General features: G+C 58.1%; 18 protein-coding genes. 15 read left to right on the forward strand and 3 right to left on the reverse strand.

Going from position 1 to position 19,276, the window contains the following annotated elements; translation table 11 throughout:
* Positions 1–63 precede the first annotated feature (63 nt).
* Positions 64–792 carry a metallophosphoesterase gene (locus H650_RS02490; protein ID WP_016496126.1) on the forward strand — a complete coding sequence of 243 codons (729 nt, stop codon included), beginning with the start codon at positions 64–66 and terminating at the stop codon, positions 790–792.
* A gap of 32 nt (positions 793–824) precedes the next feature.
* Here H650_RS02490 and H650_RS02495 read toward each other — a convergent pair whose 3' ends face one another.
* Together H650_RS02495 and nifJ are read right to left on the reverse strand one after the other, a co-directional pair.
* Positions 825–1,322, reverse strand: a complete 498-nt coding sequence (locus H650_RS02495) for a cupin domain-containing protein (RefSeq protein WP_016496127.1) — start codon at positions 1,320–1,322, stop codon at positions 825–827.
* Between the two features lie 310 nt (positions 1,323–1,632).
* A complete protein-coding gene (gene nifJ / locus H650_RS02500; RefSeq protein ID WP_016496128.1) occupies positions 1,633–5,145 on the reverse strand; it encodes a pyruvate:ferredoxin (flavodoxin) oxidoreductase in 3,513 nt (1,170 codons plus the stop codon).
* Between the two features lie 368 nt (positions 5,146–5,513).
* Here nifJ and nifH point away from each other — a divergent pair, with 368 nt between their 5' ends.
* From nifH to nifM, 14 genes are all read left to right on the forward strand, one after another.
* Positions 5,514–6,395: a nitrogenase iron protein gene (nifH, locus tag H650_RS02505; protein WP_016496129.1), complete on the forward strand. Its 882-nt coding sequence runs from the start codon at positions 5,514–5,516 to the stop codon at positions 6,393–6,395.
* Positions 6,396–6,411: 16 nt separating this feature from the next.
* A complete protein-coding gene (gene nifD / locus H650_RS02510) occupies positions 6,412–7,860 on the forward strand; it encodes a nitrogenase molybdenum-iron protein alpha chain (protein ID WP_016496130.1) in 1,449 nt (482 codons plus the stop codon).
* Positions 7,861–7,915: 55 nt separating this feature from the next.
* The gene (gene nifK, locus H650_RS02515; RefSeq protein ID WP_016496131.1) at positions 7,916–9,478 is read left to right on the forward strand and encodes a nitrogenase molybdenum-iron protein subunit beta; all 1,563 of its coding nucleotides are present in this window, start codon (positions 7,916–7,918) and stop codon (positions 9,476–9,478) included.
* Positions 9,479–9,518: 40 nt separating this feature from the next.
* The gene (gene nifT / locus H650_RS02520; RefSeq protein ID WP_016496132.1) at positions 9,519–9,737 is read left to right on the forward strand and encodes a putative nitrogen fixation protein NifT; all 219 of its coding nucleotides are present in this window, start codon (positions 9,519–9,521) and stop codon (positions 9,735–9,737) included.
* Positions 9,738–9,748: 11 nt separating this feature from the next.
* Positions 9,749–10,411: a NifB/NifX family molybdenum-iron cluster-binding protein gene (locus H650_RS02525; RefSeq protein ID WP_016496133.1), complete on the forward strand. Its 663-nt coding sequence runs from the start codon at positions 9,749–9,751 to the stop codon at positions 10,409–10,411.
* A 156-nt stretch (positions 10,412–10,567) separates the two neighbouring features.
* Positions 10,568–11,941, forward strand: coding sequence for a nitrogenase iron-molybdenum cofactor biosynthesis protein NifE (gene nifE, locus H650_RS02530; protein WP_016496134.1), 1,374 nt, complete (start codon positions 10,568–10,570; stop codon positions 11,939–11,941).
* 10 nt (positions 11,942–11,951) lie between these two features.
* A complete protein-coding gene (nifN, locus tag H650_RS02535) occupies positions 11,952–13,337 on the forward strand; it encodes a nitrogenase iron-molybdenum cofactor biosynthesis protein NifN (RefSeq protein WP_016496135.1) in 1,386 nt (461 codons plus the stop codon).
* Complete coding sequence (locus H650_RS02540; protein ID WP_016496136.1) at positions 13,324–13,782, forward strand: NifB/NifX family molybdenum-iron cluster-binding protein; 459 nt, start codon at positions 13,324–13,326, stop codon at positions 13,780–13,782. The genes nifN and H650_RS02540 overlap by 14 nt, the downstream gene beginning before the upstream one ends.
* Positions 13,783–13,988: 206 nt before the next feature.
* A complete protein-coding gene (nifU, locus tag H650_RS02545) occupies positions 13,989–14,813 on the forward strand; it encodes a Fe-S cluster assembly protein NifU (protein ID WP_016496137.1) in 825 nt (274 codons plus the stop codon).
* Between the two features lie 32 nt (positions 14,814–14,845).
* On the forward strand, positions 14,846–16,039 hold the full coding sequence (gene nifS / locus H650_RS02550) for a cysteine desulfurase NifS (protein WP_016496138.1): 1,194 nt from the start codon (positions 14,846–14,848) through the stop codon (positions 16,037–16,039).
* A 9-nt stretch (positions 16,040–16,048) separates the two neighbouring features.
* Positions 16,049–17,194, forward strand: coding sequence for a homocitrate synthase (nifV, locus tag H650_RS02555; protein ID WP_016496139.1), 1,146 nt, complete (start codon positions 16,049–16,051; stop codon positions 17,192–17,194).
* A gap of 2 nt (positions 17,195–17,196) precedes the next feature.
* Positions 17,197–17,454 (forward strand): nitrogenase-stabilizing/protective protein NifW, encoded by a 258-nt coding sequence (locus H650_RS02560; protein WP_016496140.1) that lies wholly within the window; start codon positions 17,197–17,199, stop codon positions 17,452–17,454.
* Positions 17,451–17,894: a nitrogen fixation protein NifZ gene (locus H650_RS02565; protein WP_016496141.1), complete on the forward strand. Its 444-nt coding sequence runs from the start codon at positions 17,451–17,453 to the stop codon at positions 17,892–17,894. Before H650_RS02560 ends, H650_RS02565 begins: the two co-directional genes overlap by 4 nt.
* Entirely contained in the window at positions 17,891–18,676 is a 786-nt protein-coding gene (gene nifM, locus H650_RS02570) for a nitrogen fixation protein NifM (protein ID WP_016496142.1), read from the forward strand. Before H650_RS02565 ends, nifM begins: the two co-directional genes overlap by 4 nt.
* Before the next feature lie 37 nt (positions 18,677–18,713).
* Here nifM and H650_RS02575 read toward each other — a convergent pair whose 3' ends face one another.
* The gene (locus tag H650_RS02575) at positions 18,714–19,244 is read right to left on the reverse strand and encodes a flavodoxin (protein ID WP_016496143.1); all 531 of its coding nucleotides are present in this window, start codon (positions 19,242–19,244) and stop codon (positions 18,714–18,716) included.
* Positions 19,245–19,276 lie beyond the last annotated feature (32 nt).

The raw sequence follows: 19,276 nt of genomic DNA on the forward strand, positions 1-19,276 counted from the left end.
GTTTTTACAGTGAGCCTGGTTAGGCTACGCTTTGACGGTGAAAACGGATAACCCGGAGAGAGAATGCTGATTGCCCAACTGAGCGATATTCATGCCGCGCCGGATAATGACAACCTGCAGCGCCTGCACCGCGCCATCGACTGGTTACGTGAACTCAGCCCCGATCTGCTGGTGGTGAGCGGTGATTTAACCGATGACGGCTGGGGGGCAGGCTATCGCGCCATTGACCACGCATTACAGCGCCTGGCGTGCCGCTCGCTGATCCTGCCCGGCAATGCCGATGATAAAACCGTGATGTGTGACAATCTGGCCGCTTTTGCTCACCGATCTGCGCATGACGCGCTGCATTTTCATGAGCACATAAATAACGTGCCAGTAATTGGCGTGGATGTGACCGTAACCGGTGAAAGCCGGGGCGATATCCGCCCACATCTGCACTGGCTGGAAGCGGCGCTGCGCGCGCAGCCGCAACCGGCGATGGTCTTTTTGCACCAGCACCTTTTCCCGAGCGGCATTGCCCCGCTGGATAACGCCATGTGCGATGGCGGCGAGGCACTAGCGCAACTGCTGGCGCGCTTACCGCATCCGCCGCTGGCGCTGTGCGCCGGCCACGTCCACCGCGCGATGTCCGCCACATTTGCCGGTATCCCGGCGTACCTTTGCGGCTCCATCTGCCCGGCGAACCCGCTGATGCTCAATGCTCAGCACATCCCGGCGGTAAGCGATCCACCTGCACTTCTCATTCACGAACTGCGCGGTGATACCCGCGTTAGCCATTTTGTCAGCCTGTAGCGGGTATCTCCCATGCGCCGGGGCGATGGTTTTCACGGCTCGCCTTCCCAGTAATCCACACCTGCACCGCGAAATTCGACGCGCCGGAAGTCATCCCGGCCGTTTGTACGTGCTCTCGCGAGGAATTTATCGGCGTCCGGGTATTCGCAGATTTCCGGGCTTTCCATAGTGCTAATCGAGATATAACGCAGCGGTTGTTCAGAGGTATTGATAATCTGGTGCGGCCACGCTTTTCCTGGCGGAATGCAGATAACATCCCCTTCCTGGATGGGCCGCTCTTCATCGCCGATGCGCAACGTACCGTTGCCGTTCAGCACAATAAACATCTCTTCCTGCGCGTGATGGAGATGAAACGGACAGGCACGTTTGCCCGGTGGCAAAATATCGATCGACGCGCCGAGTTTACTGGCGAGGGTGCCTTTGGTCAGCGAGCCGCCGAGTGATTCATACAGCGGCGGGCGCACGAAGTTTTCCATTTCGATGTGGTTAAAATTGCGGATGACAAACGCAGGCGAGGTTTCGTCGTTCATAAACAGTTCCGGTAAAAGAGTTCCTGTTTAGTATTGAAACGCCCGTTCGGCCTGTCAATTCGTGCTGACAATATAACGTTGCTGATCGCTAACTCAGGTGGGTTTTCGCGTTCATAAACAGTTCCAGTAAGGGGCTGATGTACAGGATTGCCCCCCCCCTTCTGGCTGTCAATTCATGGGGAAAATTAGCGTGGAAGATCCCACTTGCCATCGATAATGCGTGCGGGCGTAAAAATGTTCTCTGCGTTATTCGCCATACCGGCTACGGGTGTCTATCAGCCCGGTAGCGACGCCACCGGGCTTCAGCACCTTACTCTCCCGCCAGCCGCTGATAGCGGGCAAAACGCTGCTTCGCATCCTGTTCAGTTTGTGCAAATAGCTGTTCGGACAGTGATGGCGAGATGCGCTCGAGCGAGGCATAGCGCACTTCGCCGAGCAGAAACTCGCGAAAATCCTCTTCCGGCTCGTCGGAGTCGAGAATAAACGGGTTTTTCCCTTTTTCCAGCAGTTGCGGATTATGGCGCCATAAATGCCAGTAACCCGCGTCGACCGCCCGTTTCGCCTCGCGCATACTGCATCCCATACCGGTTTTCAGACCGTGGTTAATGCACGCGGCATAGGCAATCACCAGCGACGGTCCGGGCCAGGCTTCCGCCTCGGCAATCGCCCGCAATGTCTGGGCTTTATCGGCACCCATCGCCACCTGCGCGACATACACATTGCCGTAGTTAACCGCCATCATGCCGAGATCTTTTTTGCGCGTCCGCTTGCCTTCAGCGGCAAATCGGGCGATGGCCGCCGCAGGGGTTGATTTTGACGACTGCCCGCCGGTATTGGAGTAAACCTCGGTATCAAACACCAGAATATTAACGTCCTCGCCGGAGGCCAGCACATGATCCAGCCCGCCGAAGCCAATGTCATACGCCCAGCCGTCGCCGCCAAAAATCCACTGCGATCGCTTGGCGAAATAGTCGCGGTTTTGATACAGCCGGTTGAGCAGCGGGTCATCGCCCTTCTGCTGTTCAAGTAACGCGCTGAGCTGCCCGGCGCGCGCCTGTGTCCCGTCGCCGAGATCTTTATGCTCCAGCCACTGGCGCAGCGCCTGCTCAAGGTCTGCGCCAAGCGGTAATTCCAGCGCTTTTCGCGCATCGCTGGCGATCTGTTCGCGTAATGCGCGACCGCCCAGCATCATGCCAAGGCCATACTCGGCGTTATCTTCAAACAACGAGTTCGCCCACGCCGGCCCCTGGCCTTTATGGTTTGTCGTCCACGGAATGGACGGCGCGCTGGCCCCCCAGATTGACGAACAGCCTGTGGCATTGGCGATCATCATGCGGTCGCCAAACAGTTGCGTGACCAGCCGCGCATACGGCGTCTCTCCGCACCCGGCACACGCGCCGGAAAACTCCAGCAGCGGTGTTTCAAACTGGCTGCCTTTAACGGTCGTTTTGCTGAAGGGATTGGCTTTAGGCGATAGACCTACCGCATGATCCCAGACAGGAACCATCGCCCGCTGGCTCTCCAGCGGTTGCATGGTCAGCGCCTTGCCTTTCGCCGGGCAGACATCCGCACAGTTACCGCACCCGGAACAATCCAGCGGCGAAATCGCCAGATGGTATTCATACCCTTTCGCCCCTTGCGCCGGTTTGCTCAACAGCGCAGGCGGCGCGGCTTGCCGCTCGGCCTCATCCAGCAGCGCCGGGCGCACCGCCGCATGCGGGCAAATAAACGCACATTGATTGCACTGGGTGCAGCCTTCAGGGTTCCAGACCGGCACCTGCAGGGCGATACCGCGTTTCTCCCAGGCGGCGGTGCCGGGTGGGAACGAGCCATCTTCCCGGCCCATAAAGGCGCTGACCGGCAGTTTGTCGCCGCACTGGCGATTCATTGGCTCAAGAATATCGCGAATAAAGTCCGGCATCAGGCGCGTATCCTCACTGGCATTATCTTCCAGCCATGCCCAGCGCTCCGGCACCATCACTTCCTGCAGCGCCTCCATGCCAAGATCGATGGCGGCATTGTTCATATCCACCACTTTCTGCCCTTTACGCCCGTAAGATTTCTCAACGGCCTGCTTCAGATAACGCGACGCCGTTTGGGGTTCGATAATGCCCGCCAGTTTAAAAAACGCCGCCTGCATCAGCATATTAAAACGCCCGCCCAACCCCAGCCTGCGGGCGATGTCCACCGCGTTGAGGGTGTAAAAGCGCACGCCCTGGCGCGCAATGTAGCGCTTCATCGCGTTGGGCAGCCGCGCTTCCAGCTCTTCGCCAAACCAGGTACAGTTGAGCAGAAATGTCCCGCCGGGGTTTAACCCATCCAGCAGATCATATTTGTCGACATACGATTGCTGCGAGCAGGCAATAAAGTCAGCTTTATTAATCAGATAGGGTGAGGTGATGGGCCGTTCGCCAAAACGCAGATGCGACACGGTAATGCCGCCCGATTTTTTCGAGTCATAGGCAAAATAGGCTTGCGCATACATCGGCGTGTTGTCACCGATTATCTTAATCGCGCTCTTGTTGGCGCTGACAGTGCCATCCGATCCCAGCCCCCAGAATTTACAGGCGGTGATCCCCTCGCGTGAAACCTGCACGTCCCAGGCAGGCAGCGGCAGCGAAGTGTGGGTGATGTCGTCAAAAATACCCAGCGTAAAGCCATCTTTTGGCAGCGGTTTTTTCAGGTTTTCAAACACCGAGACAATATCTCCCGGCAGCACATCTTTACCGCCCAGCCCGTAGCGACCGCCGACAATTAACGGCGCGTTATCGTGGTGGTAAAAGGCATTTTTCACATCCAGACATAACGGCTCGGCCTGCGCACCCGGCTCTTTGGTGCGATCGAGCACCGCGATGCGTTTCACGCTGGACGGGATCCGGGCAAAGAAATGCGACAGCGAAAACGGGCGAAACAGATGCACCGTCAGCAGGCCGACTTTTTCACCGCTATCGCAAAGGGCGTCCACGACATCCGAAATGGTGTCGCACACCGACCCCATCGCCACAATGATTTGTTCGGCATCCTGGGCGCCGTAGTAATCAAACAAATGGTATTCGCGCCCGGTGAGGGCAAAGATTTCCGCCATATAGTTTTCGACAATTTCCGGCAAGGCATCGTAATAGCGATTAGCCGCTTCGCGCGCCTGAAAGTAGATATCCGGGTTTTGCGCCGTCCCGCGGATCACCGGATGTTCCGGGTTCAGCGCATTGCGGCGAAAGCGGTTCAGCGCATCGTTATCCAGCAGCGGCGCGAGTTCGTCATACTCCAGCACCTCGATTTTCTGGATCTCGTGCGAAGTACGAAACCCGTCGAAAAAGTTGATAAACGGCACACGACCTTTGATTGCCGACAGATGCGCCACCGCCGAGAGATCCATTACCTGCTGGACATTGCTCTCGGCCAGCATCGCGCAGCCGCACTGGCGCACCGCCATCACATCCTGATGATCGCCAAAAATGTTCAGCGAATTTGTCGCCAGCGCCCTCGCGCTCACGTGAAACACGCCAGGTAGCAGTTCACCGGCGATTTTGTACAAGTTAGGGATCATCAATAACAATCCCTGCGACGCGGTGTAGGTGGTGGTGAGCGCTCCGGCCTGGAGCGCGCCGTGGACCGCGCCAGCCGCCCCCGCTTCCGACTGCATCTCCATTAAACGCACCGGCTGGCCAAACAGGTTTTTTTTGCCCGCCGCAGCCCATTCATCGACGTTTTCCGCCATCGGCGTGGAGGGCGTAATCGGGTAAATCGCCGCGACATCAGTAAAGGCATAGGAGATCCAGGCTGCCGCTGCGTTGCCATCCATCGTTTTCATCTTTCCGGACATTGCTCGTTCCTCGGTTCTTAGAGGTGGTGATGCCCTGGCTATTGCACAGCCTGTGCCATCTCGGTTATTTCAGTGAATACAAGCAATTAGTCACCGGCGCTGGAAATGGATTGCGTGGAATAAGACAGTGGACGCGACAGCTTGTTGAACTGCCGACAAAGTGTCACGCCGTGGCGGGCGGCCACGACCGCAAACAGAATTGTGCTGTTTCGTACAATTGGTCAGATGTTTGTGAACTCTTTGTTCCTTCCCTCTTCTACGTCAAAATATAAAATCAATACAAATCAATAAATTAATCACTCTGGCATGGCTGGTATGTTCCCTGCACAAGGAAGTGTGGCAAACACATAACCAACAGGAGAAACACCATGACCATGCGTCAATGCGCCATTTACGGCAAAGGTGGGATCGGCAAATCGACCACCACACAGAACCTGGTCGCCGCGCTGGCGGAGATGGGTAAAAAAGTAATGATTGTCGGCTGCGATCCGAAAGCCGACTCCACGCGTTTGATCCTGCATGCGAAAGCGCAGAACACCATTATGGAGATGGCTGCTGAAGTTGGCTCCGTGGAAGACCTGGAATTAGAAGACGTGCTGCAAATCGGTTACGGCGGCGTGCGCTGCGCAGAATCCGGCGGTCCGGAGCCAGGCGTGGGTTGTGCCGGTCGTGGGGTGATCACCGCGATTAACTTCCTCGAAGAAGAAGGCGCTTACGTGCCGGATCTCGATTTTGTTTTCTACGACGTGCTGGGCGATGTGGTATGCGGTGGTTTCGCCATGCCGATTCGTGAAAACAAAGCGCAGGAGATCTACATCGTTTGCTCTGGCGAAATGATGGCGATGTACGCTGCCAATAACATCTCCAAAGGCATCGTGAAGTATGCCAAATCCGGCAAAGTGCGCCTCGGCGGGCTGATTTGTAACTCGCGCCAGACCGACCGTGAAGATGAGCTCATCATTGCGCTGGCAGAAAAACTCGGCACGCAAATGATCCACTTTGTTCCCCGCGACAACATTGTGCAGCGTGCGGAAATCCGCCGTATGACGGTTATCGAATATGACCCGACCTGCAATCAGGCAAATGAATATCGCAGCCTTGCCAGCAAAATCGTCAACAACACCAAAATGGTGGTGCCCACCCCCTGCACCATGGATGAGCTGGAAGCGCTGCTGATGGAGTTCGGCATTATGGATGTGGAAGACACCAGCATCATTGGTAAAACCGCCGCCGAAGAAAACGCCGTCTGATCACAGGAGCACACCCATGAGCAATGCAACAGGCGAACGTAACCTGGAGATAATCGAGCAGGTGCTGGAGGTTTTCCCGGAGAAGACGCGCAAAGAACGCAGAAAACACATGATGGTGACGGACCCGGAGCAGGAAAGCGTCGGTAAGTGCATCATCTCTAACCGCAAATCGCAGCCGGGCGTGATGACCGTGCGCGGCTGCTCGTATGCCGGATCGAAAGGGGTGGTATTTGGGCCAATCAAGGATATGGCGCATATCTCCCACGGTCCGATCGGCTGCGGGCAGTACTCCCGCGCCGGGCGACGTAACTACTACACCGGCGTCAGCGGCGTGGACAGCTTCGGCACGCTCAACTTCACCTCCGATTTTCAGGAGCGTGACATCGTGTTTGGCGGCGACAAAAAGCTCGCCAAACTGATTGAAGAGCTGGAAGTGCTATTCCCGCTGACCAAAGGCATTTCGATTCAGTCGGAATGCCCGGTCGGCCTGATTGGCGATGACATTGAGGCCGTCGCGAACGCCAGTCGTAAAGCCATCAACAAACCGGTTATTCCGGTGCGGTGCGAAGGCTTTCGCGGCGTGTCGCAATCCCTCGGTCACCATATTGCTAACGATGTGATCCGCGACTGGGTGCTGGAGAACCGCGAAGGCAAACCGTTCGAATCCACCCCTTACGATGTGGCGATCATCGGCGATTACAACATCGGCGGCGATGCCTGGGCTTCGCGCATTTTGCTCGAAGAGATGGGCTTGCGGGTGGTGGCGCAATGGTCCGGCGACGGTACGCTGGTGGAGATGGAGAACACGCCGTTCGTCAAACTCAACCTGGTGCACTGCTACCGCTCAATGAACTACATCTCGCGCCATATGGAGGAGAAGCACGGTATTCCGTGGATGGAATACAACTTCTTTGGCCCGACGAAAATTGCGGAATCGCTGCGCAAAATCGCCGACCAGTTTGACGACACCATTCGCGCCAACGCCGAAGCGGTGATCGCCCGATACCAGGCGCAGAACGACGCCATTATCGCCAAATATCGCCCACGTCTGGAGGGTCGCAAGGTGCTGCTTTATATGGGCGGGTTGCGTCCGCGCCATGTGATTGGCGCCTATGAAGACCTGGGAATGGAGATCATCGCAGCCGGTTATGAGTTCGCTCATAACGATGATTACGACCGCACCCTGCCGGATCTGAAAGAGGGCACGCTGCTGTTTGATGATGCCAGCAGCTATGAGCTGGAGGCATTCGTCAACGCGCTGAAACCGGATCTCATCGGTTCCGGCATCAAAGAGAAGTACATCTTTCAGAAAATGGGCGTGCCGTTTCGCCAGATGCACTCCTGGGATTACTCCGGCCCGTACCACGGCTATGACGGCTTCGCCATCTTCGCCCGCGATATGGATATGACGCTCAACAACCCCGCGTGGGGCCAGTTGACCGCGCCGTGGCTGAAATCCGCCTGATTTTTATCCTGTTATCCCGTTTGTTCACCGATTTGTGGCGCGGGAGGAGAACACCATGAGCCAGACTGCTGAGAAAATACAGAATTGCCATCCCCTGTTTGAACAGGATGCTTACCAGACGCTGTTTGCCGGTAAACGGGCACTCGAAGAGGCGCACTCGCCGGAGCGGGTGCAGGAAGTTTTTCAATGGACCACCACCCCGGAATACGAAGCGCTGAACTTCAAACGCGAAGCGCTGACTATCGACCCGGCAAAAGCCTGCCAGCCGCTGGGCGCGGTGCTCTGTTCGCTGGGGTTTGCCAACACCCTGCCATATGTGCACGGTTCACAAGGTTGCGTGGCCTATTTCCGTACATACTTTAACCGCCACTTCAAAGAACCGGTGGCCTGCGTGTCGGATTCAATGACGGAAGATGCGGCCGTGTTCGGCGGGAATAACAACCTCAATACCGGGCTACAAAACGCCAGCGCGCTGTATAAACCGGAGATTATCGCCGTCTCTACCACCTGTATGGCGGAGGTAATCGGCGATGACTTGCAGGCTTTTATCGCCAACGCTAAAAAAGATGGTTTTCTTGATGCCGCCATCCCCGTGCCCTACGCGCACACCCCCAGTTTTATCGGCAGCCATATCACCGGCTGGGACAACATGTTTGAAGGTTTTGCCCGTACCTTTACGGCAGACCATCAGGCACAGCCCGGTAAACTTTCACGCATCAACCTGGTGACCGGGTTTGAAACCTATCTCGGCAATTTTCGCGTGCTGAAACGCATGATGGAACAAATGGAGGTGCAGGCGAGTGTGCTCTCCGATCCATCAGAAGTGCTGGATACCCCTGCTAACGGGCATTACCAGATGTACGCGGGCGGGACGACGCAGCAAGAGATGCGCGAGGCGCCGGACGCTATCGACACACTGCTGCTGCAACCCTGGCAACTGGTGAAAAGCAAAAAAGTGGTACAGGAGATGTGGAATCAGCCCGCCACCGAGGTTTCTGTTCCCGTTGGGCTGGCAGGAACGGATGAACTATTGATGGCGATCAGTCAGTTAACCGGCAAGGCCATTCCCGACTCGCTGGCGCTGGAGCGCGGGCGGCTGGTCGATATGATGCTCGACTCCCACACCTGGCTGCACGGTAAAAAATTCGGTCTGTTTGGCGACCCGGATTTTGTCATGGGATTGACCCGTTTCCTGCTGGAGCTGGGCTGCGAACCGACCGTTATCCTCTGCCATAACGGTAACAAGCGCTGGCAGAAAGCGATGAAGAAAATGCTCGACGCCTCACCGTACGGCCAGGAGAGCGAAGTATTTATCAACTGCGATTTGTGGCATTTCCGCTCGCTGATGTTTACCCGCCAGCCGGACTTTATGATTGGCAACTCGTACGGCAAGTTTATTCAGCGCGACACCTTAGCCAAGGGTGAACAGTTTGAAGTTCCGCTGATCCGCCTCGGTTTTCCCCTGTTCGACCGCCACCATCTGCACCGCCAGACCACCTGGGGTTATGAGGGCGCCATGAGCATTCTCACTACCCTTGTGAATGCGGTACTGGAGAAAGTAGACAAAGAGACCATCAAGCTCGGCAAAACCGACTACAGCTTCGATCTTATCCGTTAACCATCACACGCCCCGCGCCACGCGGGGCCAGGGAGGCTCTATGCCGGTCATTATTCTTCGCCAGCGCGGCGCGGATCTCTATTGCTATATCGCGAAACAGGATCTGGAAGCCCGCGTGTTACAGGTTGAACACGACACGCCGGAACACTGGGGCGGCGCGCTTGAACTTGAAGGTGGACGCCGTTATTACGTCAATCTGCAACCCGGCCGCCCGGCTTTTCCGCTCAGCCTGCGCGCCACCCGCGACGCGCAGGCATAAGGAGGTGAGCAATGTCCGACAACGATACGCTGTTCTGGCGGATGCTGGCGCTGTTTCAGTGCCTGCCGGAGCTGCAACCCGCGCAAATCATGGCCTGGCTCACCCACAGTTGTGAGGACGTGCTGACACCCGACGGGCTGGCAGCACTCGAATTACCGCAACTGGAAGCCCGGTTTCCGTATGCGGAAGCCCTGATGTCCAGTGGCCGCTGGGCGCGGGTTAAAGCCTGCCTGCGCGGCGAACTGCCTGCCCATTTGCAGGTGCAGGAAACCCAAAGCCGCCGTCCACAATTGGTTGTCGCCTTCTGCTCACAGGATGGGCTCACCATCAATGGTCATTTCGGCCAGGGGCGACTTTTCTTTATTTACGGGTTTGATGACCAGGGCGGCTGGCTCCATGATTTGCGCCGCTACCCTTCTCACCCGCAAAACCAGGAACCGAATGAAATCCGCGCGCAGTTACTCCACGACTGCCATTTGCTGTTTTGTGAAGCGATCGGCGGCCCGGCAGCCGCACGGCTAATTCGTCATAATATTCACCCGATGAAAGTGTCACCGGGCAATACCATTTTGTCCCAGTGCGCCGCCATCCAGAACCTGCTGGCCGGGCCGTTACCGCCGTGGCTGGCGAAACGGCTGGAACGCGCTAATCCGCTGGAAGCGCGGGTGTTTTAAACCGCCCCCTGATGGGGGCGTTTTTTGGCGTGGGCATTGCGCCAATTGTCTGTTTTGTCACAAAGCGCACAACACTTTTCCCTTAAAAATCAATCACTATTTTCTGGCTTGCGATTTGCACCATTAACACTAACCCAACCAGAAAATGAGGTGATGATGAAGGGGAACGACATCCTGGCCCTGCTCGATGAACCGGCCTGTGAGCATAACCATAAACAGAAATCCGGCTGTAGCGCGCCAAAACCCGGTGCGACTGCCGGAGGCTGCGCCTTCGACGGCGCACAGATCACCCTGCTGCCACTTTCCGATGTGGCGCATCTGGTACATGGCCCGATTGGCTGCGCCGGTAGCTCATGGGATAACCGCGGCAGCCTGAGTTCCGGCCCACGGATCAACCGGCTCGGATTCACCACCGATTTGAACGAGCAGGATGTCATCATGGGGCGTGGCGAGCGTCGGCTGTTTCACGCGGTGCGCCACATTGTCGACCGCTATCATCCGGCGGCGGTATTTATTTACAACACCTGCGTTCCGGCAATGGAAGGCGATGATATTGAAGCCGTCTGCCAGGCCGCAGCGACCGCCACCGGTGTGCCCGTGATTGCCGTTGATGTGGCCGGTTTTTACGGTAGCAAAAACCTGGGGAACCGCCTGGCGGGCGAGGTGATGGTGAAAAAAGTCATTGGCGGGCGCGAACCCGCGCCGTGGCCGGACAATACGCCTTTTGCCCCGGCGCACCGTCATGACATTGGCCTGATTGGCGAATTTAATATCGCCGGCGAGTTCTGGCATATCCAGCCGCTGCTTGATGAGCTGGGCATTCGCGTCCTCGGCTCCCTGTCCGGCGACGGGCGCTTTGCCGAGATCCAGACGCTGCACCGCGCGCAGGTCAATATGCTGGTTTGCTCCAGAGCGCTGATTAATGTCGCCAGATCGCTGGAGCAGCGTTACGGCACGCCGTGGTTTGAAGGCAGTTTTTATGGCGTTCGCGCCACTTCTGATGCCCTGCGCCAGCTGGCAACGCTCACCGGCGATAGCGATTTAATGGCGCGCACCGAACAGCTAATCACGCGTGAAGAACACGCAGCAGAGCAGGCGCTGGCACCGCTGCGCGAACGTTTACGCGGCAGGAAAGTGTTGCTCTATACCGGTGGCGTTAAATCCTGGTCGGTAGTTTCGGCACTGCAGGATCTCGGCATGACGGTTGTGGCTACCGGAACGCGCAAATCCACCGAAGAGGATAAACAGCGCATCCGTGAACTGATGGGCGATGACGCCATCATGCTGGATGAAGGCAATGCCCGCGCCCTGCTGGATGTGGTTTATCGCTGCAAAGCCGACATGATGATCGCAGGCGGTCGCAACATGTACACCGCTTATAAAGCGCGTCTGCCCTTTCTTGATATCAACCAGGAGCGTGAACACGCGTTTGCCGGTTATCGCGGCATCATTACCCTTGCCGAACAACTTTGTCAGACCCTGGAAAGCCCGGTCTGGCCGCAAACGCATGCCCGCGCGCCGTGGCAATAAGGAGCGTTCAATGGCCGAAATTCTTCGCAGTAAAAAACCGCTGGCGGTCAGCCCGATAAAAAGCGGCCAGCCGCTGGGGGCGATCCTCGCCAGTCTGGGGTTCGAACAGTGCATACCGCTGGTACACGGCGCACAGGGCTGTAGCGCCTTCGCAAAGGTGTTCTTTATTCAACATTTTCACGACCCGATCCCGCTGCAATCGACGGCGATGGATCCGACTTCCACCATTATGGGTGCCGATGAAAACATTTTTACCGCGCTCAATGTTCTCTGTCAGCGCAACGCCGCGAAAGCCATTGTGCTGCTCAGTACCGGCCTTTCAGAAGCCCAGGGCAGCGACATTTCGCGGGTGGTGCGCCAGTTTCGTGATGATTTTCCCCGGCATAAAGGCGTTGCGCTGCTCACCGTCAACACCCCGGACTTTTACGGCTCGCTGGAAAACGGTTACAGCGCCGTGCTGGAAAGCATGATTGAACAGTGGGTGCCTGCGCAGCCCGCCGCCAGCCTGCGCAACCGCCGCGTCAACCTGCTGGTCAGCCATTTACTGACGCCGGGCGATATCGAACTGTTGCGCAGTTACGTTGAAGCCTTCGGACTGCAACCGGTAATTGTGCCGGATCTGTCGCTGTCGCTGGACGGACATCTGGCAAACGGTGATTTTTCGCCTGTTACCCAGGGGGGAACATCGCTGCGCATGATTGAACAGATGGGGCAAAACCTGGCCACCTTTGTGATTGGCAACTCGCTGGGTCGTGCGGCGGCGTTACTGGCGCAGCGCAGCCGTGGCGAGGTGATCGCCCTGCCGCATCTGATGACGCTTGCAGCCTGCGACACGTTTATTCATCGACTGAAAACCCTCTCCGGGCGCGACGTCCCCGCGTGGATTGAGCGCCAGCGCGGGCAAGTGCAGGATGCGATGATCGATTGCCATATGTGGTTGCAGGGCGCGGCTATCGCCATGGCAGCAGAAGGCGATCACCTGGCGGCATGGTGCGATTTCGCCCGCAGCCAGGGCATGCTCCCCGGCCCGATTGTCGCGCCGGTCAGCCAGCCGGGGTTGCAAAATCTGCCGGTGGAAACCGTGGTCATCGGCGATCTGGAAGATATGCAGGATCAGCTTTGCGCGACGCCCGCCGCGTTACTGGTAGCTAATTCTCATGCCGCCGATCTCGCCGCGCAGTTTGATCTGTCGCTTATCCGCGCCGGGTTCCCGGTGTATGACCGGCTGGGAGAATTTCGTCGCCTGCGCCAGGGGTATAGCGGCATTCGTGACACGCTGTTTGAGCTGGCGAATGTGATGCGCGAACGCCACCACCCGCTTGCAACCTACCGCTCGCCGCTGCGCCAGCACGTCGACAATACCGTTACGCCTGGAGATCTGTATGCCGCATGTTAATCGTCAGTTCAGCACCATTTGCCAGGGCGAATGGTCAATGAAAGTCGCCTTTGCCAGTTCGGATTATCACCACGTGGATCAACACTTTGGCGCCACGCCCAAGTTAGTGATCTATGGCGTGAAAGAGCACGAGGTCACGCTGTTGCGGGTGGTGGATTTTTCTGTGCTCGCCGGACACCAGCAAGAGAAGCTCGATTGTCGCATTCACGCGCTGGAAGATTGCGTCACGCTCTACTGCGTGGCGATTGGCGAAGCGGTTTTTCGCCAGCTTTTGCAAATCGGCGTACGCGCGGTTCGCGTGCCGCACGCGACCACCATTGCCGGGCTGTTGCAGGAAATTCAGCACTACTGGTATGACAAAGAGCAGCGCAAAAGCGCCCGCAATCCACAACGCTTCGCCCGCATGCTCCAGGAACAAACCTGGCAGGAAGAGGATGAGCGTTAGCCACACGCCGTGTCGGTTGTGTGACAAAGCCAACATAAAATCGCGACACAGCGCCGGGTTTTATGTTGGCACATTAACTTACCCCATTGAAATGCAACACTTTTCCCTTCTGGTATTGCTTTTGCTTGATTGTCATCACCCGCCGTTGATTGAGGCGGTGAAATGCGCCACGGCGCTTTCCGTCATCTCTCCTGGGAGCCAGGCACATGTGGAATTACTCCGAGAAAGTGAAAGATCATTTTTTTAATCCCCGTAACGCGCGGGTGGTGGAAAACGCCAACGCCGTGGGCGATGTGGGCTCGTTAAGCTGTGGCGATGCGCTGCGGCTGATGCTACGCGTGGATCCGCAAAGTGAAACCATCCTTGAAGCCGGGTTTCAGACGTTTGGCTGCGGCAGCGCGATTGCCTCCTCTTCCGCGCTCACCGAGCTGATTATTGGCCGCACGCTGGCGCAGGCCGAGCAGGTGACCAACCAGCAGATTGCGGATTACCTTGATGGCCTGCCGCCGCAAAAAATGCACTGCTCGGTGATGGGTCAGGAGGCGCTGCGGGCGGCGATTGCCCACTACCGTGGCGAAACGCTGATCGATGAGCACGAAGAAGGCGCGCTGATTTGCAAATGCTTTGGCGTCGATGAAGGGCAAATTCGCCGGGCGGTGCTGAGTAACGGGCTGACCACCCTTGAAGAGGTGATCAACTACACCAAAGCGGGCGGCGGCTGCACCGCGTGCCATGAAAAAATTGAACTGGCGCTGGCCGATATTCTCGCCCGGCACCCGCAGGCCGCCACTACCGTCACTGCGGAGAAAGATCCGCACTGGCAGGAGGTCGTCGATGCGATCACTGAATTACGTCCGCATATCCAGGCCGATGGCGGCGATATGTCGCTGCTTAGCGTCAACAATCACACCGTAACCGTCAGCCTTTCCGGCAGTTGCAGCGGCTGCATGATGACCGACATGACGCTCGCCTGGCTCCAGCAAAAACTGATGGAGCGTACCGGCTGTTATATGGACGTCGTGGCCGCCTGAGCCACCACTTGTCAACCGATGTGGGAGAAAATATGAAGCAGGTCTATCTGGACAATAACGCCACCACCCGTATCGACCCGATGGTGCTGGAAGCGATGATGCCATTCTTAACTGAACATTACGGCAACCCGTCGTCGATTCACGACTTTGGCACCCCCTCCCGCGCCGCGCTTGAACGCGCCCGCCAGCAAGTCGCCGCGCTGCTGGGGGCCGATCACAGTAGCGAAATCATTTTCACCTCCTGCGCGACCGAGGCCACCAGCACCGCACTGCACGCCTGCGTTGAGCTGATGCCGGAGCGCCGGGAGATTATTACCACCGCCGTTGAACACCCGGCCACTCTCGCCGTGTGCGAACATCTGGAACGCCAGGGCTACCTTATCCATCGCATTGGTGTGAATGCCAGCGGCGCACTGGATATGGAACAGTATCGCCGCGCGCTGAGCACGCGTGTGGCAGCGGTCAGCATAATGTGGGCGAATAATGAAACCGGGGTGCTGTTTCCGGTGATCGAAATGGCGGCGATGGCGCAGGAATATGGCGCGCTGTTTCACTGCGATGCGGTACAAGTGGTGGGCAAAATTCCGCTGGATATCGCCCGCACGCAGATCGATATGCTCTCCTGCTCGGCGCATAAACTGCACGGGCCAAAAGGTGTGGGTTGCCTCTATTTGCGCCGTGGCACCCGCTTTCGTCCACTGCTGCGCGGTGGGCATCAGGAGCGCGGTCGCCGCGCCGGTACGGAGAATATCGCCGGGATTGTCGGCATGGGTGCGGCATGCGAACTGGCGCAGATACACCTGCCCGGTAGCGCGGGCATCGCCAGCCTGCGCGATCGCCTGCAAGACGAACTGGTCAAACAGGTACCCTCAGTGATGGTGATGGGCGGCGATCAACCCCGCGTTCCCGGCACGGCGAACCTGGCGTTCGAATTTATCGAAGGGGAAGCCATTTTACTGCTCCTTAACCAGGCGGGGATCGCCGCCTCCAGCGGCAGCGCCTGCACCTCCGGCTCGCTGGAACCGTCGCATGTGATGCGGGCGATGAACATTCCCTACACGGCGGCGCATGGCAGTATCCGTTTTTCACTCTCGCGCTATACGCGGGAAAAGGAGATCGACTATGTAATCGAGACGCTGCCAGCCATTATTACCCGTCTGCGCGCGCTTTCTCCCTACTGGCAGGATGGTTCTGCCCCCGCTACCTTTGCGCCGGTTTACGGCTAAGGCGGCGACATGTCCAGGGTTGTGATCAATGACACTACGCTGCGCGATGGCGAACAGAGCCCCGGCGTCGCCTTTTGCGCCAGCGAGAAAATCGCCATTGCCGAAGCGCTGTTTGCCGCCGGGGTGACCGCGCTGGAAGTCGGCACCCCGGCGATGGGCCGCGAAGAACGCCAGCGGATGCGACAAGTTCGCCAGCAACTGCCTGACGCCACGCTCATGGCCTGGTGTCGCATGAATACCGATGAAATCAGCCAGAGCGCCGATCTCGGCATGAACTGGGTGGATATCTCACTACCGGCTTCTGACAAACTGCGCCAGTACAAATTGCGTGAACCGCTGCCGGTCGTGCTGGATAAGCTGGCCACGCTGATTGCGCAGGCGCGACAGCAGGGATTGCAGGTCTGTATTGGTTGCGAAGACGCATCCCGCGCCAGCGATCGGACATTAGCGGAGATTGCCCACGTCGCCCGCAACGCAGGCGCACAGCGGTTGCGTTTTGCCGATACCCTTGGCCTGCTCGACCCTTTCACCACCGCTCAGCGTATCAGCGCGCTGCGTCAAAGCTGGCCCGGTGAAATCGAAATGCACGCCCATAACGATCTCGGTATGGCGACCGCCAATACGCTGGCGGCGGTTCGCGCCGGAGCAACCAGTGTGAATACGACCGTGCTGGGCCTTGGCGAACGCGCCGGAAACGCCGCGCTGGAAACCGTCGCGCTCGGTCTGAGCCGCTGTCTGGGTCTGGATAGCGGCGTGGATTTCACGCAATTACCGATGCTCTGCCAGCAGGTCGCCGATGCCGCCCGGCGTCCCATTGACCCACAGCAACCGCTGGTAGGCGCGCAGGTATTTACCCATGAGTCCGGCGTGCATGTCGCTGCCCTGCTGCGCGATCGCGAAAGCTACCAGGCCATTGATCCGGCGCTGATCGGCCGCGAATACCGGCTGGTGCTCGGTAAGCACTCCGGTCGTCAGGCCGTGGAAGGTGTATTTACCCGCCTGGGCTATCACCTTAATGCCCTGCAAGTCGACCTGCTGCTGCCCGCCATTCGCCGCGTGGCGGAAAGCAGCAAACGCACGCCGCAAGACGATGAACTGATTGCGCTTTACACCACCTTGTGTGGGTCAGGCGCCACACACCTGGCGAGGGGTTAAAGATGGAATGGTTTTATCAGATCCCCGGCGTGGCTGAACTCGACAGCGCCGAGTCCTTTTTTACTTTTTTCTCCGTGCCTTATGAACCGCTCACGCTGCGCCGTTGCTGCCTGCCGGTGCTGCGCGAATTTCACCTGCGCCTGCATGATCATGTGCCGCTGCGTAATCTGCTTGAAGCTACACCCCGCGAGCCCTGGCTTCTGGCGCGCAGGCTGCTGGCGGAAAGCTACGAACACTGTACAACGGAGCCGACATCATGAAACCAAAGTATGCGTTCGGTGAGGAAGTTCGCGTTAGCCGCGCCATCCGCAACGATGGCACCATGCCGGGTTACCGGCGCGGCGATTTGCTGGTGCGTCGGGGCAGTACGGGTTTTGTCCGTGAATGGGGCACGTTCCTGATGGAAAAAGTGATTTATCAAATCCACTTTCCCGACTGCGGTTTGATTGTGGGCTGCCGCGAGCAGGAACTGCTGCCGCTTTCCGCCCCCTGGCACGCCGGGCAGTTCCAGTATGGCGATACCGTCGCCTGCCGCCACGCGCTGGCCATCGGCGATAACATCGTGGTGGCCGCCGGAGAACAAGGCCAGATCGCCGCCACAGGCCAGGGAGACGACGCAGAGAGTTACACTGTCACCTTTTCCGGGCGCTGGTTTCAGGTTCCCGCCCGCGCCATGATTTTGCTGGAGACGCCACAATGATGCCGTGGGAGCGTTTCGCCCGCCGACGGTTGGCGCTGACCCGCTGGCACTGCGAGCCGGAAAACATCCCGGCATCACACCAGCAGGCATTTGACCGCGCCTGGGCGCGCCAGCGCCAGCTCGAACTGGCAGTGGTTGCCATTGCGCGCGACGCAAACGTTACTGACGAGCTGCGTAATGCCGTGGCCGCATCGCTGGCGCCGCAGCTCGATGAGTGCCCTTTTTCCTCAGCCGAACGCCAGGCAGTGATTGCGCATCATGCCCGTCTGGAAACGCAGTTTGCTGAGGTTGCACGCACAGCCCCCCTCCCGGACGAGGCGGGCGTGCTGCGCTGGTATCAGCAACATCAGGCACAATTTATGCGCCCGGAACAGCGCTTAACCTCGCACCTGCTGCTGACCGCAGAGCAAAACCACGCCGGGATAAGAACACAGATCACCCGGTTTTATCAGCAAATCCGTGACCACCGCGCGGCCTTTCCCCGGCTGGCAGCGCGCCATTCGCACTGTCCCAGCGCGCTGGAGGGGGGGCGTCTGGGCTGGGTAAGCCGTGGCCTGCTCTTTCCGGAACTGGAAAACGCGCTGTTTGCGCTGCAAACAGATGAGGTCAGCCAGCCGGTCGAAACGGCGCTGGGCTGGCATTTGTTGTGGTGTGAACAGATCCGCCAACCGGCACTGATGGCGAAGGCAGACGCGCTGGCGAAAGCGCGGGAGTATTTGTTCCGTCAGTCCCAACAGCAGTGGCAACGCCAGTGGCTGGCGTCATTATTACAGGCGCGCTGAAAAGCCCGGTGATCGGTTATCCGCCGGGCTTCAGAGATTAGAGGATCAGCGGTTTGAGCGTCTCCAGCCACGCCTCGATACGTTCATCGGTCAGGTCGTACTGGTTGTCCTGATCCAGCACCAGACCAATAAAGTTATCCGCCTCAAGCGCGGACGATGAACCAAAGGTATAGCCCTCATTGGGCCAGTGGCCGACCATCTGCGCCCCGCAGCGTTGCAACGTGTCATATAACGGGCGCAGACCGCTGGCGAAATTATCCGGGTAACCCACCTGATCGCCCAGCCCAAACAACGCCACCGTTTTACCACGCAGGCTATCGCCCTGCAGTTGGGTGACAAATTCGCTCCACGACGCATCCTCGCAACCGGCAGCCAGCCCCGGCAGTTGCCCGTCACCGAGTGTCGGGGTGCCTAATACCAGCACCGGATACGAGAGAAAAGTCGCTAAGTCAGTTCGGTTGATATTGACCGGCGTATCCGCCAGCCCGCCCAGTTTCTGGTGGATCTGTTTGGCGATTTTGCGGGTCTTGCCGGTGTCGGTGCCGAAAAAAATACCAATATTTGCCATAACACACGCTCCTGTTGAAAAAGAGATCCCGC

Source organism: Enterobacter sp. R4-368, assembly GCF_000410515.1.
Lineage (GTDB): Bacteria > Pseudomonadota > Gammaproteobacteria > Enterobacterales > Enterobacteriaceae > Kosakonia.

What these genes read in the sequence shown, in the direction of transcription:
- H650_RS02490 (WP_016496126.1), top strand. Translation starts at nt 64, where the DNA reads ATGCTGATTGCCCAACTGAGCGATATTCATGCCGCGCCGGATAATGAC.
- H650_RS02495 (WP_016496127.1), bottom strand. Translation starts at nt 1,322, where the DNA reads ATGAACGACGAAACCTCGCCTGCGTTTGTCATCCGCAATTTTAACCAC.
- nifJ (WP_016496128.1), bottom strand. Translation starts at nt 5,145, where the DNA reads ATGTCCGGAAAGATGAAAACGATGGATGGCAACGCAGCGGCAGCCTGG.
- nifH (WP_016496129.1), top strand. Translation starts at nt 5,514, where the DNA reads ATGACCATGCGTCAATGCGCCATTTACGGCAAAGGTGGGATCGGCAAA.
- nifD (WP_016496130.1), top strand. Translation starts at nt 6,412, where the DNA reads ATGAGCAATGCAACAGGCGAACGTAACCTGGAGATAATCGAGCAGGTG.
- nifK (WP_016496131.1), top strand. Translation starts at nt 7,916, where the DNA reads ATGAGCCAGACTGCTGAGAAAATACAGAATTGCCATCCCCTGTTTGAA.
- nifT (WP_016496132.1), top strand. Translation starts at nt 9,519, where the DNA reads ATGCCGGTCATTATTCTTCGCCAGCGCGGCGCGGATCTCTATTGCTAT.
- H650_RS02525 (WP_016496133.1), top strand. Translation starts at nt 9,749, where the DNA reads ATGTCCGACAACGATACGCTGTTCTGGCGGATGCTGGCGCTGTTTCAG.
- nifE (WP_016496134.1), top strand. Translation starts at nt 10,568, where the DNA reads ATGAAGGGGAACGACATCCTGGCCCTGCTCGATGAACCGGCCTGTGAG.
- nifN (WP_016496135.1), top strand. Translation starts at nt 11,952, where the DNA reads ATGGCCGAAATTCTTCGCAGTAAAAAACCGCTGGCGGTCAGCCCGATA.
- H650_RS02540 (WP_016496136.1), top strand. Translation starts at nt 13,324, where the DNA reads ATGCCGCATGTTAATCGTCAGTTCAGCACCATTTGCCAGGGCGAATGG.
- nifU (WP_016496137.1), top strand. Translation starts at nt 13,989, where the DNA reads ATGTGGAATTACTCCGAGAAAGTGAAAGATCATTTTTTTAATCCCCGT.
- nifS (WP_016496138.1), top strand. Translation starts at nt 14,846, where the DNA reads ATGAAGCAGGTCTATCTGGACAATAACGCCACCACCCGTATCGACCCG.
- nifV (WP_016496139.1), top strand. Translation starts at nt 16,049, where the DNA reads ATGTCCAGGGTTGTGATCAATGACACTACGCTGCGCGATGGCGAACAG.
- H650_RS02560 (WP_016496140.1), top strand. Translation starts at nt 17,197, where the DNA reads ATGGAATGGTTTTATCAGATCCCCGGCGTGGCTGAACTCGACAGCGCC.
- H650_RS02565 (WP_016496141.1), top strand. Translation starts at nt 17,451, where the DNA reads ATGAAACCAAAGTATGCGTTCGGTGAGGAAGTTCGCGTTAGCCGCGCC.
- nifM (WP_016496142.1), top strand. Translation starts at nt 17,891, where the DNA reads ATGATGCCGTGGGAGCGTTTCGCCCGCCGACGGTTGGCGCTGACCCGC.
- H650_RS02575 (WP_016496143.1), bottom strand. Translation starts at nt 19,244, where the DNA reads ATGGCAAATATTGGTATTTTTTTCGGCACCGACACCGGCAAGACCCGC.